Source organism: Pseudomonas sp. BSw22131 (genome assembly GCF_026810445.1).
Taxonomy (GTDB): Bacteria; Pseudomonadota; Gammaproteobacteria; order Pseudomonadales; family Pseudomonadaceae; genus Aquipseudomonas; species Aquipseudomonas huanghezhanensis.
Map to the genome: position 1 here is coordinate 4,096,793 of NZ_CP113949.1, position 18,672 is coordinate 4,115,464.

General features: G+C 59.5%; 20 protein-coding genes. 4 read left to right on the top strand and 16 right to left on the bottom strand.

The genetic code is table 11. The features are described 5' to 3' along the window. Positions 1 to 139 precede the first annotated feature (139 nt). Complete coding sequence (locus OYW20_RS18365) at positions 140 to 430, top strand: hypothetical protein (RefSeq protein ID WP_268797352.1); 291 nt, start codon at positions 140 to 142, stop codon at positions 428 to 430. A 118-nt stretch (positions 431 to 548) separates the two neighbouring features. Here OYW20_RS18365 and OYW20_RS18370 read toward each other — a convergent pair whose 3' ends face one another. From OYW20_RS18370 to rmuC, 3 genes are all read right to left on the bottom strand, one after another. After that, positions 549 to 674, bottom strand: a complete 126-nt coding sequence (locus OYW20_RS18370) for a PA1414 family protein (RefSeq protein WP_268797353.1) — start codon at positions 672 to 674, stop codon at positions 549 to 551. Positions 675 to 856: 182 nt separating this feature from the next. Next, positions 857 to 2,308 (bottom strand): NCS1 family nucleobase:cation symporter-1, encoded by a 1,452-nt coding sequence (locus tag OYW20_RS18375; RefSeq protein ID WP_268797354.1) that lies wholly within the window; start codon positions 2,306 to 2,308, stop codon positions 857 to 859. A 333-nt stretch (positions 2,309 to 2,641) separates the two neighbouring features. Continuing rightward, positions 2,642 to 4,006, bottom strand: coding sequence for a DNA recombination protein RmuC (gene rmuC, locus OYW20_RS18380; protein WP_268801178.1), 1,365 nt, complete (start codon positions 4,004 to 4,006; stop codon positions 2,642 to 2,644). 1,075 nt (positions 4,007 to 5,081) lie between these two features. Between rmuC and OYW20_RS18385 the strand changes: the two genes are divergently transcribed. From OYW20_RS18385 to OYW20_RS18395, 3 genes are all read left to right on the top strand, one after another. After that, the gene (locus OYW20_RS18385; RefSeq protein WP_268797355.1) at positions 5,082 to 5,306 is read left to right on the top strand and encodes a hypothetical protein; all 225 of its coding nucleotides are present in this window, start codon (positions 5,082 to 5,084) and stop codon (positions 5,304 to 5,306) included. Positions 5,307 to 5,582: 276 nt separating this feature from the next. Then, entirely contained in the window at positions 5,583 to 6,074 is a 492-nt protein-coding gene (locus OYW20_RS18390) for a hypothetical protein (RefSeq protein ID WP_268797356.1), read from the top strand. A gap of 139 nt (positions 6,075 to 6,213) precedes the next feature. Then, the gene (locus tag OYW20_RS18395) at positions 6,214 to 7,494 is read left to right on the top strand and encodes an OmpP1/FadL family transporter (protein ID WP_268797357.1); all 1,281 of its coding nucleotides are present in this window, start codon (positions 6,214 to 6,216) and stop codon (positions 7,492 to 7,494) included. Between the two features lie 183 nt (positions 7,495 to 7,677). Here the strand turns inward: OYW20_RS18395 and OYW20_RS18400 are convergent, their stop codons facing one another. The 13 genes from OYW20_RS18400 to cobO all read right to left on the bottom strand — a co-directional run bounded on the left by OYW20_RS18400 (position 7,678) and on the right by cobO (position 18,645). After that, a complete protein-coding gene (locus tag OYW20_RS18400; RefSeq protein ID WP_268797358.1) occupies positions 7,678 to 8,229 on the bottom strand; it encodes a glutathione peroxidase in 552 nt (183 codons plus the stop codon). Between the two features lie 93 nt (positions 8,230 to 8,322). Next, complete coding sequence (locus tag OYW20_RS18405) at positions 8,323 to 8,445, bottom strand: hypothetical protein (RefSeq protein WP_268801252.1); 123 nt, start codon at positions 8,443 to 8,445, stop codon at positions 8,323 to 8,325. Beyond that, complete coding sequence (locus tag OYW20_RS18410) at positions 8,442 to 9,650, bottom strand: MFS transporter (RefSeq protein WP_268797359.1); 1,209 nt, start codon at positions 9,648 to 9,650, stop codon at positions 8,442 to 8,444. Before OYW20_RS18410 ends, OYW20_RS18405 begins: the two co-directional genes overlap by 4 nt. A 184-nt stretch (positions 9,651 to 9,834) precedes the next feature. Then, on the bottom strand, positions 9,835 to 10,569 hold the full coding sequence (locus OYW20_RS18415) for an adenosylcobinamide-GDP ribazoletransferase (protein WP_268797360.1): 735 nt from the start codon (positions 10,567 to 10,569) through the stop codon (positions 9,835 to 9,837). A 1-nt stretch (position 10,570) separates the two neighbouring features. Continuing rightward, positions 10,571 to 11,143, bottom strand: coding sequence for an alpha-ribazole phosphatase family protein (gene cobC, locus OYW20_RS18420; RefSeq protein WP_268797361.1), 573 nt, complete (start codon positions 11,141 to 11,143; stop codon positions 10,571 to 10,573). Further along, positions 11,140 to 12,192: a nicotinate-nucleotide--dimethylbenzimidazole phosphoribosyltransferase gene (cobT, locus tag OYW20_RS18425; protein WP_268797362.1), complete on the bottom strand. Its 1,053-nt coding sequence runs from the start codon at positions 12,190 to 12,192 to the stop codon at positions 11,140 to 11,142. Before cobT ends, cobC begins: the two co-directional genes overlap by 4 nt. Next, complete coding sequence (gene cobU / locus OYW20_RS18430; RefSeq protein ID WP_268797363.1) at positions 12,189 to 12,710, bottom strand: bifunctional adenosylcobinamide kinase/adenosylcobinamide-phosphate guanylyltransferase; 522 nt, start codon at positions 12,708 to 12,710, stop codon at positions 12,189 to 12,191. Before cobU ends, cobT begins: the two co-directional genes overlap by 4 nt. Then, positions 12,710 to 14,176, bottom strand: a complete 1,467-nt coding sequence (locus OYW20_RS18435) for a cobyric acid synthase (protein WP_268797364.1) — start codon at positions 14,174 to 14,176, stop codon at positions 12,710 to 12,712. Before OYW20_RS18435 ends, cobU begins: the two co-directional genes overlap by 1 nt. Then, entirely contained in the window at positions 14,173 to 15,183 is a 1,011-nt protein-coding gene (cobD, locus tag OYW20_RS18440; RefSeq protein WP_268797365.1) for a threonine-phosphate decarboxylase CobD, read from the bottom strand. Before cobD ends, OYW20_RS18435 begins: the two co-directional genes overlap by 4 nt. Further along, positions 15,176 to 16,084, bottom strand: a complete 909-nt coding sequence (gene cbiB / locus OYW20_RS18445; RefSeq protein ID WP_268797366.1) for an adenosylcobinamide-phosphate synthase CbiB — start codon at positions 16,082 to 16,084, stop codon at positions 15,176 to 15,178. Before cbiB ends, cobD begins: the two co-directional genes overlap by 8 nt. Further along, positions 16,081 to 16,731 (bottom strand): 5,6-dimethylbenzimidazole synthase, encoded by a 651-nt coding sequence (gene bluB / locus OYW20_RS18450; RefSeq protein WP_268797367.1) that lies wholly within the window; start codon positions 16,729 to 16,731, stop codon positions 16,081 to 16,083. Before bluB ends, cbiB begins: the two co-directional genes overlap by 4 nt. Continuing rightward, a complete protein-coding gene (locus OYW20_RS18455; RefSeq protein WP_268797368.1) occupies positions 16,728 to 18,023 on the bottom strand; it encodes a cobyrinate a,c-diamide synthase in 1,296 nt (431 codons plus the stop codon). The genes bluB and OYW20_RS18455 overlap by 4 nt, the downstream gene beginning before the upstream one ends. Before the next feature lie 10 nt (positions 18,024 to 18,033). Continuing rightward, entirely contained in the window at positions 18,034 to 18,645 is a 612-nt protein-coding gene (gene cobO, locus OYW20_RS18460; RefSeq protein ID WP_268797369.1) for a cob(I)yrinic acid a,c-diamide adenosyltransferase, read from the bottom strand. Positions 18,646 to 18,672 lie beyond the last annotated feature (27 nt).

Genomic DNA, 18,672 nt, shown 5'->3' on the forward strand with positions numbered 1-18,672 from the left:
GTGACGGCGATCGCATGCGCGCAAAAATCAGGATGCCTCAGGGCATCCTTTTTTAGTTGAGCTCTATATTAAGTCGCCAGACTGGCTCATTCTGAAGCGAAGAACCCCAACCAGCCTCAACAACCACGCAGAGGCCTTCATGGAACGTCCTGAAATCTACCAACACGTGATTGATGCCCTCGGCAGGATACTCGTCGACAAGGACCCGATTCGTGATGATGCGCTGATTACCGAACTGTTTCTGGACACGCAGGATTTCGAACAGTTTTTCAGCGACCTGCAAACCGACTTTGGCATCGCGCTGCCGCTGCGAATCAAATCGGAACTGTCCGATCTACCCGACAGCGCTGACTACCATCAAATGACGCTCGACGGATTCGTAGACGTGATTGCCAAAGAAATGAAAGAGAAGAGATTGGCCAAGCGGTAATGCGCTGGCGACAGAAGCAAAAAAAGAGGTAACAGACAGGAGGTTGCTCAGGCCGGGACCGGCGAGCAAGAGACGAACGGGCTACCAGGAGGTAGCGCCGTTATACCGAGTGTTTAACTCAGCGACGCGACTGGCGACGTTTGTCGTCGTTGGCGCGAACGGGAATGGGTTGCAACTTGGGACGCTCGATCAAGCCCAGCGCAACGCCTGCATCGTGAAGCCATTCTTGCAATTTGCTGTTCATTTAACGCCCCCTTCAGGGAAATTCCCGGCAGCGAACTTCTGAGCCGCTAGATGCAGATCATAGTGCCTGTGAGCACTTTACGCCTGCTACCGAGTGTCGCGGCAAAAATTTTTTTCCGTCATAGCCTATCCGACACATTGAACAGCATTTCGGCATCCACTTGGCGACAAACGGCGCTATCCCTACCCCGGTATCGCAGGCGTCAACGCCGCGGATTCATGGGCTTGGGTTCGGCGAGCGAGTATGAAAAACAGCGCGCCGCCCAGGAAACATCCGGTAAACCATGCGAAGTTCGCCATGGGCTGCAACGCAGGCACAAAGGTAATCGCGACCCCCACCAGTGTGGCCAGTACCAGCGCCTTGACCGCCGTATAGTTGATGCCACCGGTGTACCAATAACGTCCTGTCGGGCCATCGTTGAACAGCGCATCGACGTCAATTTGCTGTTTCTTGATCAGGTAATAGTCCACCAGCAGGATGCCGAACAAAGGACCGATAAACGCCGCCAGCACATCGAGCGTGTAGTGAATCACCTGCGGGTTATTGAACAGATTCCAGGGCGTGATGAAAATCGAAGCGACCGCTGCGATCATGCCCCCTGCCCGCCAACTGATCTTGCTGGGTGCGACGTTGGCAAAATCGAAAGCAGGTGAAACGAAGTTGGCCACGATGTTGATGCCAATGGTGGCTGTTACGAAAGCGAATGCACCCAGGAGCACGGCAACGTCGTTATCGATCCGGGCAACGGTGGCGATAGGGTCATGCAGCATTTCGCCGAACACTGGCAACGTGCCCGAAACAATCACTACCGTCACCAGAGAAAACGCCAGGAAGTTCACCGGTAGCCCCCAGAAGTTGCCCTTTTTGACGTCAGCCATGCTGCGGCAATATCGACTGAAGTCGCCGAAGTTCAGTGTGGGGCCGGAGAAGTAGGACACTACCAAAGCGGTTGCCATGACCACCTGCGTAAACGCATCCCAGCCGCTTAGCGACTTTTCTCCCAAGGTAAAACTGATGCTCGACCAACCGGCCTTCCAGACAATCCACCCGGCAAGCAAAAACATTACGGCGTAGACAACAGGCCCGGCCCAGTCGATAAAACGCCGAATTGAATCCATTCCGGTCCAGAACACAGCGGCCTGCACCACCCACAGCGCCAGGAAACCTAACCACCCAAGGTAGGACAAACCAGCGAAATGCGGTTCGGCGAAGACACTCATTTGCGGAAAAAACCGCAGAACCACGATGATCAGTGCACTGGACGCCAGATAGGTTTGCACCCCGTACCAGGCGACGGCGATCAGGCCGCGAATCACCGCAGGGATGTTGGCCCCGAACACACCAAAGGCCAGTCGACAAATCACCGGGTAGGGCACGGCGGCTTGTTGACTGGGTTTGGCCAGCAGGTTGGCGATCAATTGAATAAAGCAGATGCCGACCAGAAGCGCGATAAGTACCTGCCAACTGGCAAGCCCCAACGCAAAAAGGCTGGCGGCGAAGACGTAACCGCCAACGCTGTGCACGTCACTCATCCAGAACGCAAAAATGTTGTACCACGTCCACTTTTGCGGAAGCGGACCAAGGTCCTGATTGTATAAACGTGGGCTGTACCCTTGGGGCGTTGGCTCGGTCATCGCATGTCTCCCTTATAGGACGACGTGCTCCCGAGTCATGCGTTAAAACACCCTGCGTACGGGAGCACGCGTGAGTTGTATACGAATGGATAGGCAGAATGCGTGCCATACCGATTTAAGTGTGTGCAACTTTTCGGTCGGACGATGTATTCGGGGGCTTCCGCGTCAGCGGCTGGCATTTGAATATCAGCCAGCGAGATCCGACCGTGCACGCTGGAGGTGCAGCAATGCTTAACGAAAGTGCATGCCGAACGTGCGATGGGGTAACGCTCAAGGGCTCAGAAAATATGTATACAATTTATAAAGATATTGTTTTTAAAAACCGCAGCACAGCTAATCCGACACCTCAGCCAAGCCGCCTTCATCGGTCAATGCGCGTTCAAGTAGTTCTGCCGGGAGGGATTTACTCGCCCGGGCGCCGAGCAGCTTCAGTTGCTCGCTGCGACTGACCAGGTTGCCCCGCCCCTCAGTCAGCTTGTTGCGCGCAGCGCCATAGGCTTTGTCCAGTTGCTGAAGACGGTTTCCTACTTCGTCCAGGTCCTGAATGAACAGAACGAATTTGTCATAGAGCCAACCCGCGCGCTCGGCGATCTCGCGTGCGTTCTGGCTTTGCCGTTCCTGCTTCCATAGGCTATCGATCACGCGCAGCGTCGCCAGCAACGTGGTCGGGCTGACGATGACGATATTGCGGTCAAACGCCTCCTGGAACATGTTGGGTTCGGCCTGTAGCGCCGCCGAGAACGCCGCCTCAATCGGCACAAACAGCAAAACGAAATCCAGACTGTGCAAGCCTTCCAGGCGCTTGTAATCCTTGCCTGACAGGCCTTTCACGTGGTTGCGCAGCGACAGCACGTGCTGCTTGAGGGCGAGTTGGCCGATCACGTCATCGTCAGCTGACACGTACTGCTGATAGGCGGTCAAACTGACCTTCGCGTCCACCACCACCTGTTTGTCGCCGGGCAACATGATTAGCACGTCCGGCTGAAAACGCTCGCCGTCAGGCCCTTTCAGGCTGACTTGCGTCTGGTATTCGCGGCCCTTCTCCAGGCCCGCGTGCTCCAGAACCCGCTCGAGAATCAGTTCACCCCAGTTGCCTTGGGTTTTCTGCCCTTTGAGGGCGCGCGTCAGGTTGGTGGCCTCGTCACTCAGGCGCTGATTGAGCTGCTGCAGACGCTCCAGTTCTTTGCTCAAGGAGAACCGCTCGCGAGCCTCCTGCTGGTAGCTCTCTTCAACGCGTTTTTCAAAAGACTGGATGCGCTCCTTGAGCGGGTTGAGCAATTGCCCTAGCTGTTGCTGACTGGTTTCGGCAAAACGCTGTTCACGCTCGTCGAAAATCTTGCCTGCCAGCTCGGCAAACTGAGCCCGCAACTCGTCCCGCGATCCCTGAAGATCGGTCAGGCGCTGTTGATGACTCTCCTGCTGCTCGCGCAACTCAGCACTCAGCGACGCACATTGAGAGTCCAGCCTTCGCAGCTCTGCTTCTTTGAGCGTACGTTCCTGATTGGAGTCATCCAGCGCATGCGTTGACACCTCATGTTGCTGGCGAAGCAGCTCGACTTCCCTGCGCAACGCGGCCAGATCCGCCTGCTTCACCGCATTGGCCTGGCTCAGATCGCTGATCTCGTCGCGACTGGCGTCGAGCTGGGCGTTCAGCCCGTCCTGCGCCATCTGCGCAGTGCTTAAACGCTCGTCCAGCAGCGCTGCGTCGGCTTCGCGCCGGGACAGTTTTCGCTGCAACTGCCACGCCAGTGCCAACAACGGCAGCGCCGCCGCCCCAAGACCCAGCAACAGGCTGGTCAGGTCCAAAGCCATACATTTTCCCCGTCTACCGATTCATGCTCGCGGCATTATGCGCAGAACCGGGGCAGACGTCAGATTCCGATTGCCAGCGACGGCGCCCGCACCAATCGCAGCATGCAAAGGCCATGACCCTCGCGATAGAGCTGGCGCTCGGGACAATCCACAGAAGCTGTGGATAACTCAGTGGACAACACTCCTTGAACCTTCGCAAACGCAGGCAGAATGGGGCCTGCGTTCAAACTGACGATTTTTTCACCAGTGAAAAAAAGCGATGGTTTTCATTGACTTAATAAATCGACACGTTAAATCAACCTGTTAGGTGCGTATGTGACAGTGAGATGGCAACTACATGCGCTAATGTGCACAAGTCAATTTGCCACCTACACGTCGCACTCTCGCTGGGTACATTTCACGTGACAAGCCTGGACATGGGCGTAATATTCATCTCCCGATTCTCGGCATGTAACCTCAACAGGCCGAACCATCCGATTGTTTTTGTAATCCCCCTCTTCCATCTCGATTACGGTTGAGTTAGCATCCTCGCCGTTAGTACCAAGCTGAAAGTCAATTCTGGTCGACCAAATCTCACAGCCAAGCTCATCCAACGATGGCAGGCTGAAAAAAGGGATCGACCACCTCGATGGTTTCCAGACATTAACGCTCACCCGCATGGCCTTCCCCAAAGACTGGAAGGATGCTGTAGACGCTAATAGCCTGCCAAGAACCAGCCTGCAAATTGATCAGGATCTTCACCCCGAGCCTCGAACCTTAGCTCTTGTTGTGATGCCTGCCCTCCTAAGTACCTACCGGTCAGCCCAGCGCTACATGTTAACTGCGCTTTAACTGGCTGCTTTTGTTCCAGACAGGTTCTTCGCCCTGCCCCTGACTCGCATTCGAGCAATGGCCCGCGTTTTCTGGAACGTTTTAATTTTGCACGGTTCTATTCCGTGTCGTTTTAGGAAACACCATAACCATGACTGCTCATATTCATACTCAGGATGCTATCCGCACCCTCACTAACGCCTTCGCACCAATGAACTGCCTGATCATGGCCGCTCGCAAAGGCTGCTTCAGCTTCACCATCGTCAATGAACACGGCATCGCGCGTCACAGTGAACGTTTGTATCCAGATCAGTACTCCAGCGCAGAACCGCTGCAGGCAGTGATTGACCGGACCCGTCAGGCGCTCACCGCCTGATACCGTCCGTCGCGTAACACGACCTATACAACCAGGCCTCGCCCTAAACGGCGGGGCTTTTTTGTGCCTGTTTTTCTTATGAAATTCCGCTTGGGTGCGTGAAATCCTGATCGCTGCGCAAGGCGGCTTGCCAGGAAAGATTTTAAAAACAGCCCTTTACCCGCGAGTTATGACACTACACTTGAACTTGAGCGGCCTGCGCCGCTTCCGGTGAGCCGCCCGATTCACAGCTGCCAAGCGCCAGGCTCACCGGACCATTCTTGCGCCGAGGATGCTATGGGAATCGCCGCCAGTGAACTCCGCCGCTATGTGATCCGCCCAACCCTGCTCTACCTCGGACGCCACGACCCGACCGCCGAGCTATTTCTGGTAGGCGTCGCCGCCAGCCAGTCGGCACTGGGTACCAAGCTCGACACCCAGCGGGGTCATGGGCTTTACAGCATCAACGGCAACCGGCACTGTCGGCTATGGGACGAGTTTCTGGCCAAGGATCCCGACCTGGCCAGCCTGGTTCGTGGCCTGGCCAGCCAGCATGCGTTTCTCACAGGCCCCAATGTGGAACTCACGGTAAACCTGCGTTACTCAACAGCCATTGCATGGCTGATGGTGGAGGCCAGCCGACTTGAGCTGCCCGCAGAGCATGATTTGCTGGGTATGGCGCGAATATGGCGCCAAATATTTCAGCCGCAAGGCCAACTGAAAGATTTCGCCACTGCCTGGCAAACTTCGGTTCGCCCCCTGTATCAAGTCTCGACAGCCATTTCGTGACCAAACGGTTTTGCAGTAGATGGCAACGAATTTTACAGATTGTCCTACAAAAACAGCTCTAGCTCGGGTGATGCGGCCTATAGCGCGTTGTGGAAAATGTTGGTAATTTCCGCGCGGTGATCAACAAGGAGTTCTAATAATGAAAAAAGTAATGATCAAAACCAGCCTAAGTCTCGCCGTTACACTTGCATCTACCCAACTCTTCGCATCGGGCTTCGCCCTCAATGAACAAAGTATCAGCGGCATGGGGACCGGTTTTGCGGGCCGTTCCTCTTCAGTCGATGATGCAAGCATCGTGTTCGGCAACCCTGCGGGCATGTCGCGGATCAAGCGCCAACAAGTCACCGTTGGTGTAGCGGCAATCGATGCAAAAACTGATCTCTCCGATACTCGCGGCACTGCAGCCGGTACCAATAAAGGCGACATGGTGCCTTTCACTGCGGTGCCGATGGGTTTCTACGTCAACCCTATCGATGATCACTGGGCGTTTGGTCTGGGCGTCTATGCACCCTTCGGTCTGGTGACCGACTACGAAAATGGCTTCCAGGGCCGCAACTTCGGCAGCAAGAGCCAAGTGAAGGTTGTCACCTTCCAGCCAACCGTCAGCTATGCCTTCAACGACAAGGTGTCGATCGGTTTTGGTCCGACCATCAACCGCATCTCCGGCGTGCTGGAATCGGCGCTGAACGTCAGTGGCGCGCTTGGCAGACCGACCGGTGACGGGCGTGTTCAGGTAAAGGGCGATGACGTTGGCTATGGCTACAACATCGGTTTGATGGTCCAAGCGACCGAGACCACCAACCTGGGTCTGACCTACCATTCGAAAGTCAGCTACAACCTTGAAGGTCACACTGAAGTGACCCGTGGCGCAGGTGTTCCTGCACTAGCACTGGGCGGACGTTATGACGCCGAGTTGAGTATCGACACCCCTGAATCGGTGGACTTCTCGGTGACTCAGAAGCTGACCGACGACTGGAAGCTTTACGGTGGCACCACCTGGACGCGCTGGAGCCGTCTGAAAGACATCACCGTGCGTAACTCCGGCGTTACAGGGGCTATCTCCACGCCGCTGGTCAGCACTATCACCGAAGAACAAAACTGGCACGACACCTGGGCGTACGCCGTCGGCACCTCCTACCAGCTCAACAAGCAGTGGGTATTGCGCACCGGTCTGACCTGGGACCAGTCGCCTACCAACAACACTGATCGTTCGCCACGCATCCCTACCGGTGACCGTACGATCTTCAGTGTTGGCGCTGGCTGGAGCCCAACGGAAGACCTCACGATCGATGTGGCGTATTCCTACCTTGACGAAGAAAAAGTCACCGTTAACCGGACCAACGCTTTGCGCCAATCCTACGCGGCGACCTACGACAACAGCGCCAACGGTTTCGGCCTGGGCATGACCTACCGCTTCTGATGCAGTAGGCACATCGGGCTTCAAGCAGGTTAGCCGAAAACAAAAACCCCGCCTCCAGCAATGGAGGCGGGGGTTTTTCGTTTAATCGGTTAGCCTTTCTGTAGGAGCCAACTTATTGGCTATAAGCATGGCGCGATGTTTCAGCACGCCGGCTCGCGAACAGGTTCGCTCTTACAACTGTGCTCAGGGTTTGGACGCTATGGCCTTCTCCACGGCAGCAATCAATTCAGGGTCATCCGGTTTGGTGGTGCTCGCAAAACTGGCGATGACGTTGCCTTTACGGTCCACCACGTATTTGTAGAAATTCCAGCGCGGTGGATTGCTTTGCTCCGCCAGGACTTTGAACAGATGCGTGGCGTCGTCGCCCCGAACCGGTTGCGGCTCGGTCATGGTGAAGGTCACGCCGTAGTTGACGTAACACACCTTGGCGGTTTCTGCGGCATCATTGGACTCCTGTTTGAAGTCGTCCGAGGGAACGCCGAGCACTTCAAGCCCCTGACCTTTGAACCGCTGATTCAGCGCCTCAAGGCCTTTGAATTGAGGCGCGAAACCGCAAAAACTGGCCGTATTGACCACCACCAGCGGCTTGCCTGCAAACTGCTTGCACAGGTCGATATTCTGCTTGGCCCGCAGCTTGGGCAGATCTCCCTGTAACAGCGGGGGGCAATCGGCAGCCAGCACGGTGCCGGTCATGGCAAGAAACAGGGTTGGCACAGCTATCCAGCGAACTCTCATGACGGCATCCATCGCTTCACGCGCAGCAGTTAGTGTCTGACGATACGCTACTCCATGAGCCCACGAATGCCTAGACGCAGCCATGACCGCGTCTCAGCAGGCACTCATGCCGAGCTGCAACGCCCGCAGCCCAACGTGCTGCCAGCCCCACCACGCAGCGGCCAGCAGCGCGACGACAAGCATTGCCGCGCCCACCCACGCAAGCACTCTGATCACAGCGCTGCACTCAACGCCTGCAACCGCGCCACCGGCCGCTCACGCACCGGCCAGTTAAGCGCCGCAGCTACCAGGCTCAGGACGATGGAAACCTGCCAGATCAAGTCGTAGCTGCCCGTACGGTCGTAAACCAGACCGCCGAGCCAACCGCCCAGAAATGCACCCAACTGATGAAACAGAAACACGATGCCGCCCAGCATGGACAAGTTACGCACGCCAAACAGCGTCGCGACGGTTCCATTGGTCAACGGCACGGTTGAGAGCCACAACAGACCCATCGCCACGCCGAATAAATAAGCAGTGGTTTCGGACAGTGGAACCCACAGGAAGAGGCTGATGACCACGGCACGCATCAGGTACAACGCGGTAAGCAACCGGGGTTTTGACAGGCGTCCGCCAAGCCAGCCCGCTGTGTAGGTGCCAAAGATGTTGAACAGACCAATCAACGCCAGCACAGTGGTTCCGACCTTGGCTGGCAGATGCTGATCCACAAGATAGGCCGGCAAGTGAACGCCGATAAACACCACCTGGAACCCACAGACGAAAAACCCGAATGCCAGCAGCCAGAAACCTGAGTGCGTACACGCCTCATGCAGCGCCTCGCGCAACGTCTGTTCGCCACCGTTTAGCGGCAGCGGTTTGTCTTTGAGCATGCCCACCAGCGGCAAAATGAACGCCACTAGCACGCCGAGCACCAACAGGGCCATCGACCAACCCAGCCAGCCGATCAGGCCGAGGGTGCCGGGCAGCATCGCAAACTGACCAAATGAGCCTGCGGCGCTGGCGATCCCCATCCCCATGCTGCGCTTCTCGGCGGGCAAGACCCGGCCGACCACACCCAGAATGACGGAGAAACTGGTGCCCGACAGGCCAATGCCAATCAGTAATCCGGCGCTCAGCGACAGGCTCAGCGGCGAGTCGGCCATGCTCATGCAGATCAAACCAGCGGCGTAGAGAATGCCGCCGATGAACACCACCCGAGCCGCACCGAAACGGTCGGCCAGCGCACCGGCAAACGGCTGCGCCAGGCCCCAGATCAGGTTTTGAAACGCGATGGCGAAAGCGAAGACTTCACGGCCCCAGCCAAATTGCGCACTCATGGGCGGCAGAAACAACCCAAAGCCGTGACGCGTTCCAAGCGACAACGCAAGGATCAGCGCGGCGCCCAACAGTATCCACCCGCTGCTTCGCCAAACTGACGTCATCGTTTTTCCCCCGGCTCGGTCACCGTGCACGCGAATAGGCGGATATGCCCGTATCTCAGAATCGTCGGAAACTACGCCCGAGGGTTTGCGGTGTCAACGAATGTAACGGGATGTGGCCAGGGTATGTGGAGGGGCTATGTGGCGGGGGGATCTTGCGTCCTGTCAGACTCGAACGCGTTGGCGGCTACAGAAGCAGCGCCAGCGTCACCAGCACGGCCATTTCAAGCAGCTCAAGCATCGCACCGGCCGTATCGCCAGTGGTGCCGCCCAGACGACGGACCATCAAGTGCCGCAGCCAGTAAAACCCTGCTACAGCTGCCATCAGCGCGACGAAGCCCGCCCAGCCTGCAAACACCGCGCAACCGACGAACACCGTAAGCAAGACCTGCTGGCTCAAGCGACGGGGTAGATGATCTGACAACGCCTGCCCCAAGCCGCCCTTGCGCACGTAAGGCGTATTGAGAAACAAGCCAAGCATCGCAGCGCGGCCGATCACCGGCGCAAGCAACAGACCGGAGCTGTGATGCTGATCAATCAATGCGACAATCGCGGCGAACTTGAGCAGCAATGACATCACCAGCGTGACCACCGCGATGGGGCCGCTGCGCGGGTCTTTCATGATAGTCAGCGTGCGTTCGCGATCACCAAAGCCGCCCAGCCATGCATCTGCGCTGTCAGCCAGGCCGTCCAGGTGCAAACCGCCGCTGAGCAGCACCCACGCCGCCAACACCAAGGCGGCGTGCAGCAGCAAGGGCGCGCCCTGCAAAATGGTGCTCAACGCGGTCAATACGATGCCGAACAGCAGCCCTACCAACGGATAAAACAACAGCGAGCGACCCGATTGCTCAGGGGTGGGCATGCCCGGCAGACGTACCGGAAAGCTAGAGAGAAACTGCAGGGCGATCCAGAACGGCAACACGCTAAATCTCCTTCAACACGCTGCCCGCGTCCACTTCCAGCGCGAACAACGCACCATGGCTCACTTCAACCTGCAGCAACTGCGCACGAGGCAGACCACGCGCGTGGGCGAGCAGCAATCGCATGACGCCCCCGTGACTGATCAGCAACACGCGCTCGCCTGCCCAGGTTTCCTGCAAACGCTCAACAGCCCCGAGTACGCGCTGCGAAAACGCAGTCACGGGTTCACCGTTGGGCGGCGTAAATGCATAAGGATCGTCCCAGAACAGTCCGAGCCCTTCAGCATCGGTCTCCATCAATTGAGCCGCGCTGTGCCCTTCCCAGTCCCCGAAATGCAATTCTTGCAGGTCGCGCTCCAAGTGCATCGGCAACTCAAGACGTGCGGCCAATTCTTCGGCGAACCGGGCACAACGCTGTAAGGGCGAGCTGACGATCCGGTCCCAAGGCCCCGCCCCGGCTACCGCCGCACGCATCTGCTGCCAGCCGAGATCCGTCAGGGCATCGTCGAGGCTGCCACGCAAGCCGCCGCCGAGTTCGGTTTCGCCGTGACGCAACAAATCCAGTCGCAGGCTCATGCAGGTCGGTCCGCCACAGCCGCTTCGGCAAAGGTCGCCATGCCGTTGTGCAGTTCGCACGCCAACCGCAACAGCGGCACCGCCAGCGCCGCACCACTGCCCTCACCCAGGCGCAAGCCCAGATCCAGCAACGGTTCGGCCTGCAGTGCCTCCAGCACATGCCGGTGACCCGGTTCCGCACCACTGTGAGCGAAAAACAGCCAGGGGCGACAAGCAGGGTTCAAGCGAACCGCGACCAACGCGGCCACGGAGCAGATAAAACCGTCCACCAGCACTGCAATGCCTTCCTGCGCGCACGCCAGATAGGCCCCGACCAGCGCGGCGATTTCAAAGCCTCCCAGGCAAAACAGAATGCCCAACGGATCGTCCTTCTGATCAGCGTGCAGCGCGAGCGCCCGCTCGATCACCTGGGCCTTATGACTGACGCCATGCGGATCGAGACCAGTACCCGGCCCCACCAGCAACGTCGCCGGGCAACTCAACAACGCACACGCCATGGCGCTCGCTGCCGTGGTATTACCGATGCCCATCTCGCCGCCGACAAACAACTGCGCGCCACTCGCCTTGGCCCGCAGCACGCTGTCGCGGCCGCCTTGCAGCGCCAGCAGACCCTGCTCATGGGTCATCGCCGGCCCCTTGGCAAAGTTTGCCGTGCCCGCGGCAATGTTCAAATGCACCACGCCCGGCAAATTCAGGGGTGAAACAGTCCCCAGGTCGACAACGTCCAACTGCGCGGACAATTGTCGGGCCAGGACGCTAATGGCAGCGCCCCCCATAACAAAGTTGTGGAGCATTTGCCCGGTAACTTCCTGAGGGAACGCTGAAACACCCTCGGCCACAACCCCGTGATCGCCCGCAAAGATAGCGATCCAGACGTTGTCGACGTGCGGTTTGACGCGCCCCTGCAACGCCGCCAACTGCACGGCCGTGCCCTCAAGCCGTCCGAGCGAGCCCGCCGGCTTGGTTAATTGCTGCTGCCGGGCCTGCGCCTGCTCAAGGCTGTGCGGGTCGATTTCGACGGCAGGCGCGAGCCACCAGACATTACTCATAACGCGGATCCTTTAAGGGTCATCGGCAAACCGGCCACGGTCAGCACCACGCGCTGGCATTGCTCTGCCAGCGCTTGATGCAGCCAACCGGCTTCATCGACATAACGGCGGGTCAGCTCACCGAGGGGCACCACACCCATCCCGGTTTCGTTGCTGACAAAAATAATCTCGCCCGGCAACGCTGCCAGGCCTTCCAGCAAGGCATCACGCTCGTGGCTCAGGCGCTGGGAATCTTCAAGCATCAGCAGATTGGTCAGCCATAAGGTCAGGCAATCCACCAACAGGCAGCGTTCGGGCTGCGCGTGTTCTTTCAAGACGCGAGCCAGTTCGAGGGGTTCTTCGACCAGCCCCCACTCTTCGGGTCGCCGTTTGCGGTGCAACGCCACGCGCTGATTCATCTCGCCATCCAAGGGTTGGCTGGTGGCGATATAAACCACGTCGAGGCCGCTATCAGTCGCCAGTTTTTCTGCCAGACGGCTTTTACCGGAGCGCGCACCGCCGAGGATCAATTGCTGCATCAGACGTTCTCCAGACCGCAAAGTGTGCGTAACAGCGCGCGGTCCAGATGGTTTTCCACCAGATCGGCCAAACGCTCGATATCCCGCTCACGCAGGGCGTGGTAATCCACCGGCTCGACGTTTTCAAGACCTGCCCAGCGCAGCAAGGCACTGCAAGCGGCCGGACTTTCGAAGAGGCCGTGCAGGTAAGTGCCAAGGACCTGCCCATCGGCACTTTGCGCGCCGTCGCAACGGCCATCGTCTAATTGCACGGCGGCAAGCTCCAGCGCGGGGCCGGTGGTCACGCCCGCGTGAATCTCGTAACCGGCGACTTCAGCGCCCTCAAGCGTCAGACGTCCACGCACATTGCGCAGCTGTTTTTCCTGTTCGAGCATGGTGCTCATGTCGAGCAAACCCAGGCCAGCACTGGACCCGGCGTCGCCCTCAAGCCCCAGCGGATCGTGCAGTTGGGTACCCAGCATCTGCAAGCCGCCGCAGATACCGATGACCTTGCCGCCGTAGCGCAAATGCCGGCTGATGGCGCCGTCCCAGCCGTTTTTGCGCAGATAAGCGAGGTCGCTGCGGACACTTTTCGAGCCGGGCAAAATAATCAGATCTGCGGCAGGGATCACCTGACCCGGCCCCACAAACTGCAGATTGACCTGAGGATGCAGGCGTAGCGGGTCGAAATCGGTGTGATTGCTGATGCGCGGCAGCACCGGAACGATCACGTTAAGTACGCGCTCAACCTTATCAGTCTGGCGCTGATCAAGACCGTCTTCTGCCTCAAGGTGCAGGTCCATCACGTACGGCAAAACGCCCACGACCGGCTTGCCGGTGCGCTGCTCAAGCCAGTCCAGACCGGGTTGCAGCAAAGCGATGTCGCCCCGAAACCGGTTGATGATGAAGCCTTTCACGCGCGCCTGCTCACTGGTCGACAGCAATTCCAGCGTCCCCACCAGATGAGCAAACACGCCACCACGGTTGATGTCCGCCACCAGCAACACCGGGCAATCCACTGCTTCGGCAAAGCCCATGTTGGCGATGTCGCCTGCACGCAGGTTGATCTCGGCAGGCGACCCTGCGCCCTCGACCATCACCACCGAATAGGCATCACTCAGGCGCCGATGCGACTCAAGCACCGCCCGCATGGCGATGGATTTGTAGTCGTGGTACGCGACGGCGTTCATGGTGGTGACGGCGCGACCATGGATGATCACTTGCGAACCGGTGTCGCTGTTGGGCTTGAGCAACACAGGGTTCATGTCGGTGTGCGGCGCCAGACCACAGGCCTGGGCTTGCACCGCCTGGGCACGGCCAATCTCGCCGCCGTCCGCCGTCACCGCGCTGTTGAGCGCCATGTTCTGCGGCTTGAACGGCACGGTACGCACGCCTTGCCGGGTCAACCATCGGCACACGGCGGTCACCAGCGTGCTTTTGCCCGCGTCGGACGTCGTGCCCTGAATCATCAGGGTTTTGCTGTTCATGCGGGTTTCGCTTCCAGAAAGAAGGCTTCGAGGGCTGCGTTCAAGCGCGTCCAGTCTGCCTCTTGACGCGGCAAGCCAAAGCGCAGGCTGCTGTTATGAGGGCCGTTGTTCATGAACAGTCGCAGCAAAATCCCTCGCCGGGCGCAGAAGTCATGCAGCGCGACGGCGTAGGGTGTGATCAGCCACTGGAACAGCGCGCAACCGCCCAGCGGGGCCAAATTGTGCCGGCTTAGCAGCGCGGCAAGGCGCTGGCTGGCGCGTTCTGTACGTTCACGTTGCACGCGTTGGCCTTCTGCATCATTGAGGCAGATTTGCCCCAACACCCGCGTAGGCCCGTTGACTGCCCACGGCCCGATCTGTTGGGCCATGGAAGCCAGAAACCGCGGTTCGGCCAGTACGAAACCGAGCCGGACGCCTGCCAGCCCAAAGAACTTGCCGAACGAGCGGAGCACGATCAGGCCAACGCGATCAGTATGCGACGCGAGGCTCAACGCCTGCGTGTTATCCATGAACGCTTCGTCCACCACCAGCCAGCCGCCGCGCTCAGCAAGTCGGGCGTGCCATGCCAGCAAGCGCTGCGGCGGTAGACTCAAACCTGTTGGATTGTTGGGGTTGACGACCACCAGCACGTCGAGCGCATTGATGAAGCAATCGACTTCATGCTCAAGCACCTCGCGCACCAGGAACCCGTTGCTGCGCCACGCTTCTGCGTGCTCGGCATAACAGGGCGACAGCACGCCGACCTTGCCGGCGTGACGCAGCCGCGGCAACGCCTGAATCGCCGCTTGCGAACCCGAGACGGGTAACACGTGGGGCGCACCGTAGTAATCACTGGCAGCGAGTTCAAGGCCGTCATCGGTCTCGGGCAGACGCGCCCAGGCAGTCAAAGGGATCTGCGGGATGGGCCACGGCCACGGGGAAATGCCGCTGGACAAGTCGAGCCATTCCACTTCGGGGATACCGTAATCTCTGATCGCGCCGCGCAATCGGCCGCCGTGTTCAAGCATAGAATTGAGCCCCTGCGCACAAGATCAGCAACCAAAGCCAGACGCCACGCTGCACTAATTGCCAGCCACGATCAATGGCATCGGCATCGGCAGGCGTGCCCTCACCCAACTGCGGACGTTCGTGCAGCTCGCCGTGATAAATCGCCGGGCCTCCCAACTCAACACCCAAGGCACCTGCACCTGCCGCCATCACCGGCCCTGCGTTGGGGCTGTCCCACTTCGGTGCCTGCGTGCGCCAGCAGCGCAAGGCCAGTCGGGTTTTCCCCAGCAGCGCGTAGGTCAACGCCACCAGCCGCGCCGGTATGTAATTCAGCACGTCATCGATTTTTGCCGCCGCCCAGCCGAAGCGTTCAAAGCGGGCATTGCGATACCCCCACATAGCGTCCAGCGTGTTGCTCAAGCGATACAACACCACGCCGGGCGCACCCAGCAGCACGAACCAGAAAATCGCAGCAAACACCGCATCACTGCCGTTTTCCAGAACGGACTCGGTCGCGGCGCGCGCCACTTCGGTTGAATCCAGCTCAGTGGTCTGTCGGCTGACCAGATATCCGACGCGGCGCCGTGCTTCGTCCAGATCGCCGGTGCGCAGCGCTTGCGCCACTGGCTGAACATGCTCGCCAAGACTGCGCATGCCCAGCGCGCAGTACAACGCGGCAATTTCGATCAGCCAGCCGATGTAAGGCAGCCCGCTCAGCAACATAGCCAGCACGGTGAGCGGAATGACAGCGATGAACCATGCCGTCACGCCATGACTGCGCCAGCCGCGTCCACCGGGGTTGAAGCGTTGTTCGAGACGATCAGCGAAACGACCGAAGGCCACCAGCGGGTGGTTTCGTTTTGGCTCGCCAAGCAGCGCGTCCAGCGCAACCCCGGCGATGCTCAACAACGCCACGCTCATGGATGCACTCCCCAGGTATTTTCGTAAACCAGCTCGCTGAGCGGGCGGGCCTGCGCCCAGCCTTCCATCACCAGCATCGGCTGTGGATAAAATTCGGCGACCGGCCCCAGACACAAGATGGCCAGCGGCTTGGCCCCGACCGGCATGCCCAGCACCTCGGCCAGCGCCTGAGGCTCGAACATCGAAACCCAGCCCATGCCCAGCCCTTCGGCGCGGGCGGCCAGCCACAGGTTCTGGATTGCGCAGGACAACGACGCCATGTCCATTTCCGGCAACGTCCGGCGGCCAAAAATGTGCTTTTCACGATCATCCATCAACGCTGCGACCAGCACTTCGGCGCACTGCTCGATGCCCTCGACTTTGAGCTTCATGAAGTGATCGGAACGTTCGCCCAAGGCCTCTGCGGTCTGGATGCGCTCAAGCTCAACGTGGGCGCGGATACGTGCACGCAACTGCCGGTCCGTGACACGAATGAAACGCCAGGGCTGCATGAGCCCGACGCTGGGCGCGTGATGGGCCGCTTCAAGCAAACGCGCCAACAACGCAGGCTCAACTGAGCCGCCGCTGAAGTGACGCATGTCCCGTCGTTCTGCTATCGCCCGATAAACCGCAGCGCGCTCGGCGTCACTGAAAGCCTGGTCGCTCATGGCAAAAACAGCGCCGCCACCGCCTGGGGGTTGGAAGGGAAATAGAAGTGCACATAGGAAGCCGTCATCCGGCCTTCGCGGTAGACCGCTTCGGCGCCTCGCCCGCCATTGGGGCTGATGCCACGGGTGATCGGTTGCAGCTCAGTGCTGGTCAGCGAATGGTGATAGGTGTGGCCACGCAACGTGCCTTCCGGCAGCTCGACATTTTGCAGCGCCAGGGCGGCGAGACGCTTTTGCATGACGGCCTCGCCGCTGAGCAGTCCGACCAGGTCCGCGCGCACGCCGTCGACATCGGTCAAAGCGTCCAGCAGATACAGCATGCCGCCACACTCCGCCAACAGCGGTTTACCGGCGGCGTGATGCTGACGGATCGCGTCGAGCATCGGGGTGTTTTCGCCCAGAGCCACGTGGTGAAGCTCCGGATAACCGCCAGGAAGGTACAAGCTGTCTGCTTCCGGCAATTGCTGGTCGCGAATGGGCGAAAAGAACGACAACTCGGCGCCCATCGCCCGCAGCAAATCAAGGCTCGCGCCATAGATGAACGCAAATGCTTCGTCATGGGCGATGGCAATCCGAACCCCTTCGAGCAAGCGCTCGGCGGGCACGACGTCAGGCGCTTCAAACGTCACGACCGGCGGCAGCGCCACTTCACAGGTACTGGCCAGCGAGTTCGCTGCTGCGTCGAGTCGCACGTCAAGATCATTCAGCTCGCTGGCCTGCACCAGCCCCAGATGGCGGCTGGGCAGTTCGATACCGGTCTCGCGGGACAATGCGCCGTACCAGCGCATGCCTTCAGTGAGGCTGTCCTCCAGCAACTGCGCATGACGGACCGTGCCCACCCGGTTGGCGAGTACGCCGGCAAAAGGCAGGTCCGGCTGATAACGCGCGAGCCCCAGCGCCAAGGCGCCAAACGTCTGGGCCATGGCGGTGCCGTCGATGACGCCCAGCACCGACACGCCAAAACGTCGTGCCAGATCTGCGCTGGATGGGGTGCCATCGAACAGCCCCATCACACCTTCGATCAGGATCAGGTCAGCGTCGGCGGCAGCTTCCCACAACAGGCGTCGGCTTTCGTCCTCGCCCACCATCCACATGTCCAGTTGGTACACCGGGTTGCCGCTGGCGCGCTCGAGGATCATCGGATCGAGGAAGTCAGGGCCGCACTTGAACACGCGGACCTTGCGCCCTTGATTGCGGTGCAATCGGGCGAGCGCGGCGGTCACGGTGGTTTTGCCCTGTCCGGAGGCGGGTGCGGCGATCAATACCGCCGGGCAGTGCCTTGCCTCGCTCATGAACGCTTACTCACAGCTCAATACCCTTTTGCGCGCGGATACCGGACTGGAACGCATGCTTGATCACGCTGATGTCGGAAGCAGTGTCCGACAGGTCGAGCAATTCCTGTTTGGCGCCGCGACCGGTCACGACGACGTGCTGCATCGGCGGGCGCGCCTGCAAGTCGCTGAGCACTTGCTCAAGATCGAGATAGCCATGCTTGAGCGCGATGTTCAGCTCGTCGAGGATCACCAGGCCAATCTCGGGATTACGGAGCATCTCTTGCGTGACGGCCCAGGCGGATTCTGCAGCAGCGATGTCGCGCTGACGGTCCTGGGTTTCCCAGGTGAACCCTTCGCCCATGACGTGGTAGCGGACTTGTTCCGGGAAACGACGGAAAAACATCTCCTCGCCGGTGCTGTTACGGCCCTTGATGAACTGCACCACGCCACACTGGATGTCGTGGCCCATGGCGCGGGCCAACATGCCGAATGCCGAGCTGCTTTTGCCTTTGCCGTTGCCGGTCAGCACCAGCAGCAGGCCGCATTCGTTGGGTGAACTGGCGATACGCTCGTCCATCACGGCTTTTTTGCGCAGCATGCGCGCCAGATGGCGTTCGTCACGTTCGGGGGATTCGCTCATCTCGGCTCTCCGCTTGAGGGGCAGGTA

Excerpts from the sequence above, each read along its gene's own strand:
- OYW20_RS18390 (WP_268797356.1), top strand. The coding sequence starts at position 5,583 with ATGGGAATCGCCGCCAGTGAACTCCGCCGCTATGTGATCCGCCCAACC.
- OYW20_RS18365 (WP_268797352.1), top strand. The coding sequence starts at position 140 with ATGGAACGTCCTGAAATCTACCAACACGTGATTGATGCCCTCGGCAGG.
- cobU (WP_268797363.1), bottom strand. The coding sequence starts at position 12,710 with ATGCAGCAATTGATCCTCGGCGGTGCGCGCTCCGGTAAAAGCCGTCTG.
- OYW20_RS18455 (WP_268797368.1), bottom strand. The coding sequence starts at position 18,023 with ATGAGCGAGGCAAGGCACTGCCCGGCGGTATTGATCGCCGCACCCGCC.
- OYW20_RS18375 (WP_268797354.1), bottom strand. The coding sequence starts at position 2,308 with ATGACCGAGCCAACGCCCCAAGGGTACAGCCCACGTTTATACAATCAG.
- OYW20_RS18400 (WP_268797358.1), bottom strand. The coding sequence starts at position 8,229 with ATGAGAGTTCGCTGGATAGCTGTGCCAACCCTGTTTCTTGCCATGACC.
- OYW20_RS18385 (WP_268797355.1), top strand. The coding sequence starts at position 5,082 with ATGACTGCTCATATTCATACTCAGGATGCTATCCGCACCCTCACTAAC.
- cobD (WP_268797365.1), bottom strand. The coding sequence starts at position 15,183 with ATGCTTGAACACGGCGGCCGATTGCGCGGCGCGATCAGAGATTACGGT.
- bluB (WP_268797367.1), bottom strand. The coding sequence starts at position 16,731 with ATGAGCGACCAGGCTTTCAGTGACGCCGAGCGCGCTGCGGTTTATCGG.
- cobO (WP_268797369.1), bottom strand. The coding sequence starts at position 18,645 with ATGAGCGAATCCCCCGAACGTGACGAACGCCATCTGGCGCGCATGCTG.
- cobT (WP_268797362.1), bottom strand. The coding sequence starts at position 12,192 with ATGAGTAATGTCTGGTGGCTCGCGCCTGCCGTCGAAATCGACCCGCAC.
- OYW20_RS18395 (WP_268797357.1), top strand. The coding sequence starts at position 6,214 with ATGAAAAAAGTAATGATCAAAACCAGCCTAAGTCTCGCCGTTACACTT.
- OYW20_RS18410 (WP_268797359.1), bottom strand. The coding sequence starts at position 9,650 with ATGACGTCAGTTTGGCGAAGCAGCGGGTGGATACTGTTGGGCGCCGCG.
- cobC (WP_268797361.1), bottom strand. The coding sequence starts at position 11,143 with ATGAGCCTGCGACTGGATTTGTTGCGTCACGGCGAAACCGAACTCGGC.
- cbiB (WP_268797366.1), bottom strand. The coding sequence starts at position 16,084 with ATGAGCGTGGCGTTGTTGAGCATCGCCGGGGTTGCGCTGGACGCGCTG.
- OYW20_RS18370 (WP_268797353.1), bottom strand. The coding sequence starts at position 674 with ATGAACAGCAAATTGCAAGAATGGCTTCACGATGCAGGCGTTGCGCTG.
- OYW20_RS18435 (WP_268797364.1), bottom strand. The coding sequence starts at position 14,176 with ATGAACAGCAAAACCCTGATGATTCAGGGCACGACGTCCGACGCGGGC.